Annotated in this window: 5 protein-coding genes; all 5 read right to left on the bottom strand. The window is 35.9% G+C overall.

Going from position 1 to position 19363, the window contains the following annotated elements:
- Positions 1-62: 62 nt before the first annotated feature.
- Positions 63-302, bottom strand: a complete 240-nt coding sequence (locus tag Q5O30_RS04920) for a hypothetical protein (RefSeq protein ID WP_021952642.1) — start codon at positions 300-302, stop codon at positions 63-65.
- Positions 302-6286 (bottom strand): fibro-slime domain-containing protein, encoded by a 5985-nt coding sequence (locus Q5O30_RS04915; RefSeq protein WP_021952641.1) that lies wholly within the window; start codon positions 6284-6286, stop codon positions 302-304. The genes Q5O30_RS04920 and Q5O30_RS04915 overlap by 1 nt, the downstream gene beginning before the upstream one ends.
- A 342-nt stretch (positions 6287-6628) precedes the next feature.
- On the bottom strand, positions 6629-7210 hold the full coding sequence (locus tag Q5O30_RS04910; protein WP_021952640.1) for a hypothetical protein: 582 nt from the start codon (positions 7208-7210) through the stop codon (positions 6629-6631).
- A 72-nt stretch (positions 7211-7282) separates the two neighbouring features.
- On the bottom strand, positions 7283-13687 hold the full coding sequence (locus Q5O30_RS04905; protein WP_021952639.1) for an InlB B-repeat-containing protein: 6405 nt from the start codon (positions 13685-13687) through the stop codon (positions 7283-7285).
- 12 nt (positions 13688-13699) lie between these two features.
- Positions 13700-19363 (bottom strand): hypothetical protein (locus Q5O30_RS04900; RefSeq protein ID WP_302674596.1); only part of this gene is annotated, 5664 nt, incomplete at its 5' end.

Genomic DNA, 19363 nt, shown 5'->3' with positions numbered 1-19363 from the left:
CCATATTATTTATAAAACCCTTTCCCGACAAAAGTCAGGAAAGGGTTTTCCTTTTTATTATCTTATGATGGCATAGTCGGAGTAAAGTAACACAATCCACTAGTAGGTGTGTCATATCCCATACTCTTTACCCATGCTTCAAATGCCTCATCTGTTTCAGGTGCACCTGCCGGTACCATTGTTGACTTATACGTATCTTTTAATTCATTATATAAATCTGATCCCATCTCTACAGTTGCTAAAATCTCAATATCCATATCAAACTTTTCAATGCAGATTTCAGGTTTACTATATTTCTTCATTATTCCTGTACCACCTTTCCATCAAATCCAAACTTTTCAGATCTGTATCCTTCTTCATCATATCCAACAATATACATTGTACTTGCCTTTATGTTTTCTGTCTTACTTGCTTTGAACTTGAGAGTCCATTCTAGTCCACCATCAACTGTCTTACTTGAAGCTGTTGTAAGTGTTACTTCTTTTCCATTTGCATCAAATACTTTGATATCATCTACTGCCACAGGTGTTGTTACCTTAACCATGGCATATCTGTCTTTAATAAAACTATCTGATTTTGTATTATATCCTGCCTTTATAACTACATCAGTAGGATTTAATTCTGATTTAACACCTTTATCTTCAACTGTAGTTGCTGTTACCGGACTTAATTTGTATCCTACGACTTTCATGCATGTTAATGAAACATATCCGTCACCACCTGCAACTCTTAAGTACAACTTTCCATCATACTTATCTCCAAGTGTATCAAGTTTATAATACAACTCTGTTGCTGATTTAATTGTAGCAATATCTGTCCATACAGCACTGTTATTAACTTCCTTTAAGTACTGAAGTTTAAGTTCACTTCCCTTAACATTCTTTATTCCAACCTGAATTGTCTTGGAATTTCCTGTGTAACCCTCTAAATTGTCATACATAAATGCCAAACCATATCCTGCACTTAAATACAATTCATTGTTTGGTCCACTTACTGCATATGTCATCATATCCTTAGTTGTGTTTGGATCCAACTCCTTAGTGTTATCTGTATTGTATCCGTTAAAGGATTCTACTACCGACTTACCTGTAAGGAAGGCTGCTCCATTTCCTGTATACTTAGCTAAGGAAATAACTCCCTGTTTATCATATGTTGAACTCAATGGGTCATCATAATTAAACTTAAAGTTTGCTCCTAATATAAGCTGTTTTATTTCGCTTACTGTTGCACCTAACTCATTGTTATCATCATATTTACCTTCAGCTGTTGAGTTACCCTTAGCCGGATTATAAATTCTGATTCCGTCAATAAATACACTCTTTGCTTCTGAATTATTTCCTTTAAGTGAAGTTATAGTAACAATATAGTCACCAGCTTCTCCTGTATCATTTCTCCATGTTATTACTGGAACCTGATACAAATCACCATTTTCGTATGATGTATCAATAATCATACTCTTAACAAGGTTACTCCATCCATTCTGAACAATTAACATACCATTGTTTTTAGTTATCTTTGTATCATCTGTCTTGTTGTATACGCTTACAACAATAACTCCTGTTGAACGATTTGTTCTACTTACAATATCAAATCCTGTACCCTTGAACTCAAAGGCTGCCATAGCAGATTTACCTAACTCGTGTGAGCTTCCATTACTATTACCGTAACTTTCATCTTCATATGCCGGATCATATCCGTACTGCATATCCAATGCATTAGACTGTGAACTGTCTTTTGTCTCACCATTAATTGTTACATTTCCTGAATAAATAATCCCGCTCTTAGAATCAATATTTTCATCTGTTCCACTATTAGAGAAGTTATCCTCATAATACACAATATTAGCCGGCATTACTTCTACCTTGGATGTCATAACCGGTGTAGCATTTGAAGCATCTAAATCAGATGCACCTGATGCAACGCCGTCCTTTGTAACCTGAACTCCCATATAGAAAGTATCTACATCACTCATGAACTTCTTAGGTGTGTACATAAGCTTTGAATCAGCCCATAATGCTGTTGCCTGATTGAAGTCCATCTGGTTCTTAAACTCGCCATCACTATATGTATAATTAAGTGAATTCTTGTAATTAGCACCAACTGTGCTATCAGACATACCTAATACTGTATATCCATCTGCGTCTGTATCATCCTGCAAAATTGATTTATTTGTAACACTAAAGTTCTTATCATAATTATAAGGTGTTGTACCACCTAAGATACCATTAGTATCAGCAAACAAGTCTGTCTTTAAACCGTAATCTAAAACGTAAACTTTATCATTTACATTATAGTTATAAACTACTACTTCTACTTTCTGTGTTCCGTTATTAACATTATCTGCTAACTTAAGAACAAACTTATCATAACCTACATGTTTTGATGTAAATGTCATCTTATTAATGCTTGATTCGTTGCTAACATCACCATTCTCCCATGTAACTTCTGCCTTGTTAGAAGCATCTGCATTATGTGTAAATGTAATGTCTGATGAAGCATTTTCAAGAGTGTAATCATTATATGTTACTGACTCTGTTCCCGGAGTTGTTACTGTTGTAGTAACACCTTCATCCAATACTACAGGCCATACATATGAACAATTCCATCCTTTATATCTTATAGACACATTAACATCTCCATCATTTGTCATTGTAAACGGAATGATTATTGATCCATCTATATTCATAAGCATATTATCTAAATCGCCACTGCTGGTTCCTGTTAAATACTGATTTTTAATTGCTGTATAACCATAAGTAGTATTATTAATTGTTATAGACTCAATTCCATAACCTCCTTTTCCAGGAGATGTTATCTTCAGCTTATGTTCATTACTTCCGTTTATAGTAGCCTGAACATTCGATATTGTTGTTAAACCAGTTGCCATGCCATTACTTACTGTGTTATCCATAGCTATAGAAGATGTCTTTTCATGACTAACTGTAGTTGTTGTTCCAGACTGACCTTCTTTAGTTGTCTTATGTGTAAACTCAGCCGGCAATGGTAAATTAGTTGTTTTACCAATCTCTGTATAATATACAAGTCTCTTCATATCCGCCTCTGTATTTGTAAATACAAATTCAGGTTCATTTGTATATGCAAGAGTTGCCATTGTTCCATCATTTGTTGTGAATGTAGCATTTTCAACCGACTCCTCTGAGCCTGAAACCTTTACATTCTTAAATGTTTTTGTTGCATTTAACTCTGTAACTTTAATCTTTGTATTTACCGGAATACCTGTAAATACAGCTTTCTGTCCGGCACTAATCTCAATAGTGCTGTCTGCTGATACGGTTTTATCTCCAATTTTTGCATTGGTATCACTATCATATACTGTATATGATACCCCTGCTAAAGAACCGCTTAACCCATAGGTCTCATTAGAAGCTCCAAATAACTGTGTATACTTAACTTCAAATGTATATGCTGAAGCACTTTCTGTACCAACAAATTCCTTAGCTACAGAGAAACCTGTCGCCTTAGCAGCATTTAAGTAATCAACCTTAATGCTTACATCCTCACCTGCTGCAGCAGCTGTTTTATTCTGAATAGTCACACTGTTCTGTCCATCAGTACGCCCATCATTTGCCTCTAAGCCTGATACATTTTCTGCAAACTTTTCACCATCTCCATCAGTTATGGAATATGATGTATCAAAACGCTTATCTTCTTTTTGCTTTATTGATACCTTATCACCACGTATACCATTTTCTGTAGAGCCGTCAATTTCTTCTGTCTGTGTAACAGTTCCGTTTCCGCCAAATGAAATACTGTTGTTTTCAAATAATGTCTTAGTTGTGTCTGATAAATCACTAACATCATAAGTGAATTTATCTTTTTCCATAATTCCTGAAACGGTGTTCTGCAATGTTTTCTGGATATTAGATAAATCCATTGTATTTGTAACTGTAAGACCATTCTTCTGCGTTAAATCAACAGCGTCCAAGTTGAAGTCAATCATAAGGTTTGAATCATACAAGCCTCGTTCCATATAGAAAACTGACAATGTATGTGTCTTACTTCTATCAAGATTTTTTATCCAATCCTGTACTGAACTGGCTGTTGCTTTCTCAATTCCTGTATCTGTAACCTTATATGGATTGTCAACATTAACCTCACCTGTTGTAAAGTTAATGCTACCTGTTGCACGTCCATGGGCACCACCAACATCAAGTGCTAATTTTCCGTCAACATATACCCACAAGTCGTCATCTCCTGAGAATCTAAATACTGTATCTTCTACAATATCAGGAAGATTTGTAATTTCACTTTCATCGCTTAATGCATACACCTTCATAACGGCATCATCTACATATGACCTATATCCTACTGATACGCTGTTAATATCAGTTGTTTCATTAAGTTTTAATAAAATGTATCCATCATTATTGTTATCAAGACTAACAACATTTTCATCTGTGAATTTACTTAATCCCGGATATGTAATTGTTGCATTTCCATTTGTCAACCAGTAATCAGTTCCGTTTATTCGTATATTATCAACATTAACATTTCTAGCTTCTGCTAATTTAACTACAACATACTTAGCTGCACTGTTTTTAACATTAAAATCTTTATACTTTGCATCGGCTGAACTACTTCCTCCAGTTTTTGCCAAGTCAATTCTTTTAGCATTTGCTGTTGCTGTTTTATCAGATACCGTAAACGGAATCCCCAGTCTCATACCAAAGCCATAGTTTACCTTGGTATCTTCCTTGCCGGGTTTTGAATCAGCCAAAGTTGCATTATTATTAACATTACCTGAAATAGGTGTGTTAAATGGGAAGAATCCAACTTCACCACTGGCATTTTCAGAAGGATTTGTTATAGTTGCAGTTGAACTTGAATTATATACAAGATTTCCTTCTGAATTCATATAAACATTATCTTTACCTGACTTACTGTCAAATATATAATGTCCATCCTCTGTGACCCTAAACGGAAACTGAATAGGATTTTCCATAGAACCATAAATGTCAGCATAATCTTTTAAGAAATTATCATCAAAAAATGGCATAATAACATTATTTTCTGATGATAACAACTGTCTGTTTGTTGAAAGATATGGTGCAACCAGCCCCTGAAGTGGACTGCCTACCAAACTTGTTTCATTATTTCCATTTCCATCACCTGATATATTATGGTTTGTGTACCACAACCTGTCATTTATTGAATAAGTCGAATCCTGACCTATTAGTTTATACAATGGTCTTGAACCAACTGCATTAATACCACCTTCTAATATATAATTTCTGCTGTCAGGTGCTCCGGTAACCATCGGGTATGTCATTTTTCCTTCACCCCAATATCTTGCTTTCATTGCATCATCGAAATTCTGGAACTGATCCCACCATGAAGCTCCGCCACCTTTTTTGTAATTATACATAACAGCTGGTACTGTAAACAACGTACTACGACTGCTTTCATCAGAGTTTGTATCTGTCATACCTTCTAATTTTAAATTATCAAAGTTATATCCATAATTAGCATCACTTAATTGTTCACCATAAATGCTGTCTGAAACACTCGGATCAGTCCACTGTCCTGTACATGAGGTATCGTCACTATCCTTAAAATTCGTTATATAATATTTTGTATACGACTTTCTGTCAAAAGCTCCCCATTTACCCCAAACTGCTCCATCTGATCCTCTTCTTTCAATCTGTATATTGTTTCCTACAGTCTTTGGAATAGATGTAGTCCACAAGGATACATCTGACTGCTGTTCAAATTTATAGTCAGTATTTGTATCATTATCATGAAGATATAACTGTGCACCAAAGTTTGAAAAATTAGCAAATCTCTCTGAATCAGATATCTTATTTACTAAAGTGAACGTTACTTCCGGTACTGTTCCGTCTCCCCATTCACCTGTTCCCATAGCTGTAACAGTATATACTGTATTGTTTCCTCTTTGAGTATTCATCCAATCATTCCAGTAATAAGATACCCCATTGTCTTGAACCGGTGATACTCTTACAAAAGTAACAACATCTGAATCAACTTCTGCTGTCCATGTGTAATCTTCAGTCGTCGATCTTGTCATCTCCTTACCGGCAATCATCTCATTATTGCTGTTCCTGTACGCAGATGAATCTGATACCGCCCCATCAATAACATAGACTCTGGCATTGTCATTAGCTACATCCGAGTTACCAACAAACTTAATAGTTGTAGCCGCCTTAACCTCACTGACAAACGGTTGTAAATTAACTGTTCCGATTGTCATTGCTACTGCCAATACAACTGACAGTATTTTCTTAATCAATCGTCTGTTTACTTTCATTACGATTTTTGCCCCTTTCTTATCATTTCATCATTATTTAAATAATCTTTTTTTAAATCAAAAAACTTTGTAAATACTAACCAAATTTGAAGAAAAGGTAAAACGTTTTACCTTTTTCTAATATTCACAAAGTCCTCCACCTTTCAGTATTATAGCATTTCTTTTTTTTTAATTCCATACTAAAACCTGATATTTTTTGTCGGTTTACTATTTTTTTTACAGAAGAATCTATTTTTTTCGATATTTTTATCAGTTTTTATTGTTTTTTCCTAATGTTCTAACATTTTCTTACTAAATAATGTCTTCCTACATTATTATTAATATTATTAATGATGTACTTTTTTAATCTCTTACAAACAAAAAATATCCTTTTTCTTTTCCTTCGCTATCCACCTTACATATTTTTATTCCATAATCTATTACTTTATTCTTATCTTTCTCTGCATCTTTTTCATATTTATATTCATATTTTTCTCCGGCCAAGTCTTCAAATATCAGCTTATCCCCGTTTTTTATTTCATCAAGGGCATCTGTAAATGAGTCTATTCCGTAAATAGTCATACCTTCTATATCCCAGGGCATACCATCACCACTTCTACATAGGGAATATGCATAGGTGTTTTTGTCAAATACATTTATTACAGGATATCTGATATTTTTATCCGGAATTTCCACAAATCCCACTATCACCTTGTCATCTATGGTTATGAAGGTGTCTCTATCCATCTTAGGGACATCCTTTTTAATGTGGGCAATCTCCTTTTCTGCATTGTCAAACAGTTGTTTTGCCCTTTTTCTGTCACCACTGCCATTACCACCGGTAGCTGCCAGTGCCACCACTATCACCACTAAGGCGCATAAAGTAACTGCCACTATGCCTGTTATTTTTTTATTTTTATTTAGCAGTTCTTTTATTTTCTCCATAATCATGCTACTCCTTTTTTACAGCATTAGGCGCCCCTGAAAGATTTTGACTTTCAAGGGCACCCCTATGCCTTACTTTAATTTCATTGTCTTCTTAACGAATCCCGTTTTTTTACTAAGTTTCTTCTTGTATTTCTTTTTGGCTTTCTTTGGCACCTTAAACACTGCCTTTTTGCTTATGCCCTTAAAAGCATATTTGCCAATTTTTGAAATCTTAGATGATTTAAACTTAATGCTCTTTAGTTTCTTTTTCTTGTAGAAGGCTTTGGCTGCTATAACCGTAACGTTCTTTCCTATTATAACGCTGGTAAGCTTCTTATTACTTTTAGCTACGTTAGTTCCCACTGCCGTAACCTTATAGGTTTTACCTTTTATCTTTATGGTATCAGGTATTGTAAGCTTCTTAGCCTTCTTGTCAGTTGTTCCAAGATATGTTACTGCTCCTTGGAATGTCACTCTGTATTTTGCCTTTCCTACAGTCTGGGTGCTTCCTACTTTTACAGTGCTATTATCTCCCGGCTTTACACTATCTCCACCGGAGGATTTTTTCCATATAGCATACAAGGTAACATCACCTTTAATATAGAATTTGTCTCCCGGAACATATGTGGTTCCTGAACCATCTGCCTTAGTGTTCCATGATACAAAGGTTTTACCCTGATAGGTAAATCCGCATTTTGAAACTAATACAGAGTCGTTTTTACTATAAGGACTGTTAGGGTCTGTCATGGCTCCCTTTCCACCGTTAGCCTTATAAATAACCTTGTAGCCTTTTTCCTGTGTCTGTCCCTGAACCTCAGCTCCAAAGGTAAATGATGTTGATAATGCTGCTCCATCTACCAGAATAAGCTTTCCTTCAACAAAACCGTGACTGCCTTTTTTCACTGTAAGTTTGTTGCTATCCATTTCAGCACTTCCAAGAACCGCTTTCATATTCCAGTCAACATTTTCCATGCCATTTAAAACAATGGTATTATTGTCATTAGTTATGGCACATAACTGCATTGCCACTGATGTGTCATCCTTATCGCTTAAGAACAGGTTTTTATTAGAATAAGAAATCCATTCCTTTTCCGTATTATCAGTAGTATCGGCACTCAACGCCACATCTAAGCTTTTAACATTTCCCATTCCGTTGTTAAAGACTTCGCACTGTGCCTTTTGAGTGTTTCCGATTTCATCACTTACAATGACTTCTACTTCCTTTTTATAATAACCCTTACCGATATTAATATCAAATGAGAAATCTCCTTCTTCTCCCATTGTTGCCTTAATATCCTTTAAAGTTTTCTGTCTCAAAACCGGCTTTCCGTCTACATTAATTGTAATATAGGCATCATCTTCCGTCATTCCACTTACTGTTAAAGTACCGTCTTCCTCAAAGCCTGAACCCTTAGTAGGTGACTTAAGAAGCAATGTTGGTGCTGTGGTATCTACGTTAAATACGAAATATTCACTAAATCCGTCTCCATTTTCATTTTTTCCATATACCGTTATGGTGTGGTCACCATCTGCTATGTTACTTAATGAAATAGGTATGGAGTTTGTATCCGTAAATGTTCCTGTTTCAACTTCTTCTCCATCTAACACCCATGTTCCTGACACTTTCATATCAGATGTAGCCGTAAAGTTAATGGTTGAAGAATCATATGTGTCATACATTACTGTTTTTTCCACAACATTTTCATTGTCATCCTTTACATGCTCTAATCTTCCTACCTGATATTTTTTCTTATCAGCAGTAAGCTTTATGGTAGCCTTATTTGGTGTATTAAGTACAATTTCATCTGAAAATGTTTCTTCGCCATAAGTTAATCCTGTAAGATTTCCCTTGTTATCCATCAATTTATTAAAAGGTGTAGCTGAAATTATGTACTTTCCATTAGCCTTAAGGCCTTCTTTTTTAACAATGGTTTTTCCCTTTTCATTTTCAGAACTGTTTTCACTGCTGCCTCCAAGTATGGCATATATTTCCTTTGCCTCATTTTTTGCTGCGGAAACAGTGTAATCCGGCAATTCTGTTTTTTCACCTTTTTCATTTACTTCATATACCTTAAATACAGCTCCTGCACATTTACTGTCCCCTGCTGCATCCACCTGAGCTTTAAATTGTAAGTCTCCTGCATTAGATACTGAAACACTTCCGATTTTAGCCGGCTGGGTATTGTTGGTGTACTCAAAAGTGCCTGTGGTATTTACTATGCCTGTAGTAACATCTTCCTTACTGTATACAACACGGATATAGTATTTACCTGCTGTAAGAGTTTTTGGAAGCTGTATGGTAGTGGTTTTCTTTGCAATATCCTTTTTAGTAAGGGTTGCAACCGGAGTTCCTCCCTCACTTTCCACATCTAAATCCTCTACCACATAAATATCCATTTTATCAAGGTCAGTCATCTTGGCATTTCCATTCCAGTTCACTGTCACCTTATTGTCTGTGTCAGAATATTTAGTTTTTGCTACACTTACCGTAGTTACTTCCGGCAGCGGGTCCACAGCATAAAGAATAAGTTCAGAAGCTTCTACAGTATTAACTTTATAAGTTTTGTTATAAAGATTTTTGTCTGTAAAGGACACTACTATGGTTCCCTGTTTTTTATCTTCATCATATGAGAAGTTGGCATTTGCATCTGCATTTTCTTCATCACTCTTTGAATTATCATAATATTTCAAAGTGATTTCCTTACCTGCTTCATCTTTAATCTTAAATCCTGCTTTTGACTTGTCAGCCTGTTCTAAGGTGTCTGCGCTAAAAGCTACACTTAACACCTGAGCACCGCCGTTTTCATACTGGCCTAACGTAAAATCGTGATAGGTCTTTGTTATGTCAGAATGAAGACTTGATGACACACTGCCACTTCCATCTGCCAAAAGATTTCCTCCTGTTGAAGATGCCGTTTCATGAATATTTGAAGCAAGACTCATGTAAAGAGTATCCTTCTTTTCGGCATCATATCCTACTGCATACCATGTTTTGCCATTAATGTCTTTCACACCGGCTTCCTCTAAATATTGCGGGTACGTTGGCTCTACCTTTGCCTCAGAGCCAAATGACAAATCACCACCATATACATAAGATATACCTGTTGAAAATCCTAAAACCTTAAGTGCTCCCCATATACGGGTTGTGTTAAGTCCAAGAGCTGCACTTCCTACTTCTATTCCACCAATTAATGGAATGAAATCAGGAATTTTAACTGCCGCCTGAGCATATGCCTCAAAGGCTTCTTCTGCTCCTGTACTGGTATCCATTATAATATAACCCTTACCTTCTATTACTCCAAGACACTTTATGCTACATTGCATAAGAAGCTTATAGTAAGGTATCCAGTCTACCTGAAGTTTAGCGTAATCCATAATTTTTATATCAGTATTTGAAACTTTAAGGTTTGATATTTTTACCCCAAATCCCGTAAGTCCCAAAGAGAAATCCGCTCTGGCATCTAATGCCTGAAATAGTCCGAAGGATACGCTAAGGAGTAATCGGATTGGCGGTACTTCGCTGGCGCAAAACAGTGTGTCATACATGTTTTCAAATCCGCCACCGCCTCCCATAATCCAGCTTACACCAAGGGAATCTAAATTAATTCCCGGTTTTACTCCCTGAATATAGAAGTACAGATTATCCACTATAGGAACGTTGTTGTGACTCTTAAATCCTAACTTAACCTCCAAGGTTATGGATTTAAGGAAGGCTGCTTTTCCTTCTACACTAAATGACCAGTCATTAACGGTATTTACCTCTAACTTTCCTTCAATGTTAGGCATTGAAGCGGTGTATCCCGGAACCTTTAATTCCACGCCAAAATTAACGCCGATAAATCCCTGATTCATTCCGTAAAGGACGTTTTTAACCTCTACTGTTCCCTGAGTTTCCCCTTTATCGTCATCATCCTTTATGGAGCCTGATGTTCCATTATTTCTCTTGAAAGTTTTAACCCATTCATTTCTAAGGTCTGTTGCCTTGGCTCCCATATCGGAAAATACGTTGTAACCACTGTTGCTTCCTGTATTACTTCCAGTGCTTCCACGCTTTGATAGCGGAATAAGGAAGCTTAAATCCAAACGTGCTGAAAAGGACATTACAAATCCTTTTGCCTCCCCTGCCTTTACATCAGCTGCTCTTTCTGCCTTGGTGTCATACATCATGCCAAGTTTTGCGAAAGATAAGTTAAACGCCATTCCTGCAATGGTCATTAATCCGTTAAGGGCTGAAGGATATACAAGGGTAATGGTTTCATCTCCAAAATCCTTTAATTCCTTACCGTCAGTATTATATGGTACAAGGGTAATTTCCTCCCCATCCTCAATGGACGTAAATCCGGCATTTCCCTTATATATTCTTGTGTTTTCCACAGATGCATTTAATGTAATATCATCAAAGTCCGTATCTATTTTTCCATCCTTTTTAGTAAGAGTTACGGTGCCGTCAAAAGCATCAATACATCCGTTAATTACAACCTTGTCTTTTTCCCCATTAATTGACTTTGCAACATATTTTACGTTGCTTTTATCATCCCCTTTATCAAAAGTATCATCTTTTATAAAGTCCCCTTTAAACAAAAGTAATACTTCTTCATATTCTTTCTTATTTTTTTCGTATTCCTTTTCATCGGAAAATGTCTTTATATCATATTTGGCATTGTCCCCTTTAGTGCCTTTTTCCTGAACTACTGCCAACAGTCCGTAGTAATCGTTTCTATACTTCATATCATCAGACATTACTATGGAAAGTGCCTCTCCTGTAAGTTTTTTGGCAACTCCACCAGGTGGCTCCGTCCAGTCAAATATAAGCTGATATGTTCCCGGTTTCATTTTCTCATTAAAAAGAATATCCAGCTTGTTTTCCTCAGCATATATGGTTATGTTAGAAGAAGGTATTTCATATCTCTCATCCTCACCCTGGGCATAGAGAGTATATCTGCTTTTATCTTCAAGCATGCCAAAATTTCTTCCTGTAATGTACAAATGTCTTGATAAATCATTGTACAAAATCTTTGGTGTTGCACTGTTAAAGGTTATTTCAGGAAGTTTTCCATTTCCTCCCGGACACAACACATAAGTTGAGCCTTCATACAACATATTTTCGTACAAAAGATTTGAATCTGTTCCATCTGATATTTTATATACCCTAAAGGTTATTTTTCTGTAGCTGGCAGAGGTATCCACATCCGCCTTAAAATAAAACGGTATGTTAATGTTTGTTCCCTTTTTAAAGTCCACGTAAGAACTGGTAAAAGGTCTGGCATAGCTGGTTTCATAGGATAATTTCTGCTGATGCTCATTTAACGGTGTAATCCCTTCTGATGCATAAACTGCTACAACTACCTCGTTGTAATCTGTATTATTTGATACATTCTTAAGGGATGCCTGAATGTTAAAAATTCCGTCTTCCTTAAACTTACCACTTTCGTCTCTATTGCAATTAGATATATACTGTTTTCCATCAGCTGACAGGCTAAGAGTAGCCGGTGCCGTCATGTTAAACGCTACTGTGTCAACTTCCGGCTTAACCTTTTCATTAGAATATACACCATAGTATGTATTTACTAATCCCTGTTTTCCTGCACTAACTGTTCCCAAGTCATAATACATTGCCATGGCACTGTCGGCTGTCCCGTATTCTTCATTTCCATCACTGGTAAAATCAAAGGATTCATTTGGAGCAAAATCAAAATCTGTTGCTGCTAAAGAATTCCAGTGGGCAAAAGCAATCTGCTTAAGCATTCCCTTTGATGAAATAACAGTATTAGCTGTAGCTGAAGGATTTTTTAAATCATCATAAGCATAAAAGGTTGATGGCACTTCACCGGCTTTTATAATACATTCCTTCTGTATAATGTCGCTGCTATATGATGTATCAGGAAGTTCATAATATACATAATCCTGACTGCCAATAGCTGAGTCTAAAAGTATTCTTGCTTCTATTTTTACATCATCTGTTCCATTATTCTTTACGTTATAGCTTATGCAAACCATTCCATGTTCATTAGAGCCTGAATTTGCCAGTTCTAAACGCTGGGTAAACTCAAGTTCCCCTAATGTCCACTTAGCTGACAGTCCGGTGGCATCCTTTGATACTGTTACAGGACTTGTTTTTATTCCTTCATAGGAGTAATCCTCACCAAAAATGTAATTTTTTGTTTCTCCGTTTTTTGTTATTTTAAAGGATGTAAATGATGTATCAAAATCATCACTGTGATACAAAAGTTCCTTATTGTTGTCAGATTTTATTGTTTTATCACCTTCTACATTTGATATATAAAACCCTCCATTTGTACCGGACATATGGACAGATGTATAATCATTCTCCAATGAAAGAATCTGACTGTTTATCTCAAATCCGTCACCTTCATTAGTTGCCGGCTCATTTGGGGCTGCCAGTGAATCCACCGGCATCCCTGTTATAACCAACACTGCTGAAAGTACCAGACAGATAATGCTGTTAAAAACTTTTTTGTTAAATATTTTTTTCATATATCTGTCCTCCTATCTGCTTATATAAAGATATGTTAAATATGACTCTTTATTTTGTGTAACAATGTACAAGGTATGGAATCCCTTTCCTAAATCCGTCAATTTACCATTTTTAGAAACCTTGGCATTTTTCATGGAACCTGCCTTTCTGATTCCCTCTTTATAGTAAATCTTAAAGGATTCACCTACCCTCTTGGATTTTTCAAGAGTAATGTCTACGTTGCTGTCAAACAATACCGTTGTGTCACAGGATGTCATTAATTCACCGTTAGCCCTTACCTTAAGGTTTGCTGAACTAATAACCTTTACATATCTGTTTACATTACGTTTGTTTCCTGCACTGTCTGTAAGAACATATGTTACCTCGTATATGCCCTGAACATTTAACTGGTTTTCACTTAACATATTTTTAATGATAATCTGTGGTGCTAAGTCCACATCATCCCACAATATGAAAGTGCTATCGTCTAATAACATTTCCTTTAATTCCTTTACGGAAGTTCCCTGAGATACACTTATTACTGATTTATTAAACTGAATGTGAGGTGCTACCTCATCTACATATTTAATTTCCAACAGCTTGTAGGATACAAGACCTGCCTCATCAGTTGCCTTTATCTGATAGCTTCCATTGGAATTAATAGGTAATGTAATCCAGTCTAACTCGTCACCTACATATTTTCCGTCTTTATTGGCATCTACCGGTGCATTAACACTGTAGTCTTTTCCCTGGAAGGTAATGGTTCCCTTTTCAGACATGGTAACCTTTACCTTGCAGTTTTCAGGAGTAACATAATCCTCCGGCATTCCTACTGCAAACACACTAGGTGGTGTCTCATCTATGTTGTTCACGGTAATTGATTTTACCGTCACATTTCCTGCCATGTCGGTAAACGTAATCTGATATGTTCCGTTTTCCTTTATTGTAAAAGGAATTTCCGTGTTAGCACCGTAGGTTGTGTCATAATCACAGCCTGTTACAAGAACCTTTTCGTCAGCTTTGTAAATTACCTTTACAGTGTTATTTTCTGTCTTTTGAGTAAATGTAACTTTTGGTGCCGTCTTATCAATAATTCCTACTAAATCAATATCCGTAAGCTCATTGCTCATGCCGTTAGGCGATGTAGCCACTACCTTAACAATTCCTAAAACCTTATTGTTAAATTCAACCTTTGCCGTTCTTCCTCCTAATTCAATAAAGGTCTTTGAGAATGTATTTTTATCCTCAACCCAGGTATCACCTTTTTGGTAGAACACCTTAAGTTCTGACACCGTCTTATCAAAGTCTAAGGACAAAGTTACCGAAGTATTAACCGGCTCTGTCGGTGCCAGCTTTTCGTATGCCTTTCCATCATTGGTGTAACATGGACTCCATGACGATACCTTAATAGTAGGCGCCTGATTATCAATTTCAGTTATCTTTGTGGTTACGGTAGTTCTGTTTCCACTCTTATCCTTAAAGGTTGTATTATAAGTTCCGTTATTAGTTATTTCTTTGTAATAATAATATCCGTCCTCATCTAATCCCATTTTTAATCCTGTGGTTACAGGAACTATGGTTCCATTCTGATTTTTAGCATCAGTATTGTCGTCGGTATAGAATTGCAACCTCATTAATGTAAAACTCTTTCCTACCTTCTTTACCGTAACTGTAGGTTTTTCCGTATCAAATTTTGACGGTGTATAACTATGGGATGTTTTATTTCCCTTTTCATCTACAGCTACAACAGTGATTGAACACTTCTTTGTTATAATTACAGTGCCATCATTTTTTGAAACCTTCACTCCGTCAATTTTCCGGGAAGAGCTGTCATAGGTAACGTCCTTTGCAGATGCATTTAAACCATTTAATACAACTATTTTTGACTTACTTTGGTCAAATAAAGTGTATTTGATTTTGTATCCGCCGGTATAACCTATGTCCTCAGCAATTTCCTCAAAGGAGTCACTGTCAGGATTCCATGATGTTTTGTATTCAGCCATACCATCATATACGGCATACACCTCTGCTGAAATACCCGGTGCATCCTTATCTTCCCTTTCTTCTCCCTCCTCAGGGACCGGCGTCTCATATGGTGTCATTATCAGTTCATCCGGCAATGTTACCGTAACCGGCTTTCCTTCATTTCCACATTCATCTGCATATTCAAAGGTGTAGCTTCTATTCATATCCTTTGAATATGTAAATGTATATTTAAGTTCCTTTCCATTTACTGCATATATGTCCTCTGATGGAGAAGATATATACACATCTATGTCATTATTTGTAGTAAGGTACAGCAAATCTTCAGGATTAATAACTGCTCCTGTGTAAATATCGCCGTTTTCCTTAAATACCCATGTTACCTGAACGTCATCCGGTGCTTTTTTATCAATATTTCCTACGGAAACATTGTATTCAACAGTTTTTTCCTCTGCAGCGCCCTTTACCGTAAGGTTAAAGGTAACTGAGTCATTTTGACTAAACTCTATGGTTGCCTTGGACTTATCTTTATTCCAGGTTATCTTATAGTTGTCGCTTTCTTCACTGCCCTCCTTAAGACTAAGCTCAGCTTTTTTATCCACTCCTGTAATTGTAGCTACAACATTCTGGTTAGTTTTTGACAATGTACTATACTGAATGTCTGCCGCATAATTTCCAAAGAAATCTTCAACCTTAAAAGTTTCCTTATACCTGTTATTATAAACATCCTTATATTCAATACTGTATGTTCCGTCCTTACTGATTCCAAAGTAATCCTTTAATACAATATCTCCTAAGTCTGCTCCTTCAAAGTAATGTCCCATTTCCTCTGCCTTGGTGATAGGGAATCTATCCATCATATCCATTCTTTCATATACTTTTTCAGGAACATCATTTCCGTTTATGTTAGTTACCATTACATTGGCAGTAAATTCCAAGGTAATCATTTCAGCGTCCGGCTGAGGGCATACCTCCTTGATTTTAGGAACATTATTTAGTCCGTAAAACTCCCTGCCATCAGTGGTTATTTTTTTGTCCAACTCATTTCCTACCTGGTCGCTTACATTGATTTCCACTGTATGGTTAACTTTTTCCTTGTACTTCTTTGTGGCATCTATATCATCATTCATTTTTATATATATGTTGAGATAATATCTGCCATCCTGTTCAGGGCCAAAGGATATCTGAATTTCCTTCATTCCTGTATTTTCAAGTCTTTGTCTGCCAATATAGGTTCCACCGTAGCCGTCTCCGTAATCCCACTTATCACTTAAATCCACAGCATATGGTTCTCTTCCATCTACTGATATTTTAATGTCTGATTCCATTAACGACTTATCATCTAAAACTTCCACCTCTAAACTTGCATTTTCCATGTAACCGTTAAATTCCCCTTCACTATCAAGAGAAATATAAGTTGCAGGATTTACAGACTTAAAGGAAGCTGTTGGCACATAACTGTCTATGTTTTCAATATAAAACTGTCTGAAAGATAAATTGTAATATCCGTCTATTGCATAATACAAATGTCTTCCGTTTTTACTGTAATTAAAGGTTCTTTCATCTATTGCATTAACTTTTGACTCATCACCCTTAAAATCAGTTTCGTAAAGATTTACATCTTTAATTACTAAGTCACTGCTAATTTCCATAACCCTTGCTTCCATAGTTGTTACAACCTTATCCGGTTTGTCAACATCTATGTTAAGGGTTGGTGCCTTAGTGTGATACATAATTTCTATTTCATGAATTTCAGACTTATTTCCGCCTATGTTCATAATCTGATATGAAATAGTATTTGAACCTTCAAACACAGGTATTTCACATACAGTGTCTGAAATGTCTGATGAATAAAAATCTTCAGGAGTTTCTGCATTTTTAACTTTTGCAGCATCAATTGGTTTAATGTTAATGGACATTGTTTTGTCTGTGTCATTAAAACTTTCAAACTTGAACCATTTTACTGCTCTGACATTTTCTCCGTCTCCTGCCCATACTTTTATCCAGTAATTATCCAAATCATCTTTTTCCATGGCGTTTATTGACATTTTAATTGTTCTGTCATATGAAATTACCTGATTATCATCATAGGTGTCTGTGGCACAGTTTCCAAGATATAATGTATCTGCATCATATGCCTCCTTAAAATCAGATGTATAATCCTTTTCTCTTTCCTGTACAAAACTTCTTGTAAAGTTATAGTCTCCGGTTTTTACAAAGCCGTAATATGGTGGCTTTTCATCATTTCCATGTTCGTCCTTAGCGGTAAAATTAATTTTGGTTGATACACTGTCAATACCAAAAGCTTCCGTCATTTCATTAGAATAATCATACAGGTAAATATCATCGTAGGTAGCTGTTGAAATACAATCCTTTGCCTTTCCATCTACATAATTACAAATAGATACTTCCACTGCATAATGACCATTTTCTAACTTAAGGTCTTCCGGTATGGTTATTTCATCAGTTGTAACTCCTGTTGCTAACTGCCACTGGTAAACATATTTTCCTGTGTCTACATTTTTAAGCTTAATATATGTATTTTCAGAATTGTAATTTATATCCTCTGTCACAAAATCATTAGTTCTGATATTTGATATTTTAAAACTGAACTTTGCATTTTTAAGGCTGGATAAATACTCCGGCTGATAATCTTCCGGGTTATACTGATAACAAAGTCTTTTATCTACCTGCTGTCCATAATTACCCTTAGCCGTCAATTCAACCTTCAATGCCTTTCTGGCATAAATGTGATACAGATTAAGTTCTATATCCTGAGTATCTGACAGGGAATACATATCAGGAATCATAATAAATGAATCCTTAATTAATTTTCCCTTTGAAGCATCAAATTTAATAGTGCCGGTGCCCCATTCAAATGCTGATGCCTTAAATCCGGTACCTGCCATTACATTTAATTTTCCATAGTATTTATCTGATGCTATAGCCAAAAATCTCTGTCTGTATGTACCATTATCTGCTAATTTTGCCGCCTCTGCAATGGTGTACTCACTGCCACTGCCGGTGATTTTGGCATATGTCCACAGTTTTATTTTGTTTTTATCATATTCATCAGAATATGGGAAATCATCTCCATTTAAAAATTCTTCCCTATTTAATGCAATATAGGCTGACTTTCCAGACTGCTTTCTGACAAAATAGTAACCTTCATTACAAGGGTCTTCAATGGCAACAAACATACCTACATCGTTACTACTTGATGTAAAAGGTCCATCTACCACTAATGATGATTTTTTGTTTGGAACATCTGTTGGTAATGAAATCTGCATTTCCGGCATAGTCATATCAATGTTTGCTGTAACTAACTTTCCACTTGTAGTACTATTCTTATTTTTTGATACATCCCGTGCATACACATAAAGATCTCCGGAATAAACCTGATTCTGAGTCACATTTTCCGTTTTTATGGTTGCAATACATTCCGTTACTTTTCCGTTATTTGTTTTTACTTTTTCTACCATACCGGCAGGTAAAACTTTGTATGATTTTAAATCCGGAACCACTTCCCCCTTTTTAACCCATATATACTTTATGGCGTTTATATCAACACCACCTTCGTCTTTAATTCTGACTTTAGCTTCCTGATATGCGCTGTTGTCTGCATTTTCCTTAAGACTTATTCCTCTATATGAAATTTCAGGGCTAATCTTATCTTCAGGATTATAATTATATTTAATGGTAGCTGTAGCTAA

The organism is Eubacterium sp. CAG:161 (genome assembly GCF_000432355.1).
GTDB lineage: Bacteria > Bacillota > Clostridia > Lachnospirales > Lachnospiraceae > Eubacterium_G > Eubacterium_G segne.
Note: the sequence above shows the minus strand (reverse complement) of the source record. Positions and strands in the feature narration are given on the sequence as shown.

Coding starts and splice junctions, on each gene's coding strand:
- Q5O30_RS04920 (WP_021952642.1), bottom strand. CDS start 302: ATGAAGAAATATAGTAAACCTGAAATCTGCATTGAAAAGTTTGATATG.
- Q5O30_RS04910 (WP_021952640.1), bottom strand. CDS start 7,210: ATGGAGAAAATAAAAGAACTGCTAAATAAAAATAAAAAAATAACAGGC.
- Q5O30_RS04905 (WP_021952639.1), bottom strand. CDS start 13,687: ATGAAAAAAATATTTAACAAAAAAGTTTTTAACAGCATTATCTGTCTG.
- Q5O30_RS04915 (WP_021952641.1), bottom strand. CDS start 6,286: ATGAAAGTAAACAGACGATTGATTAAGAAAATACTGTCAGTTGTATTG.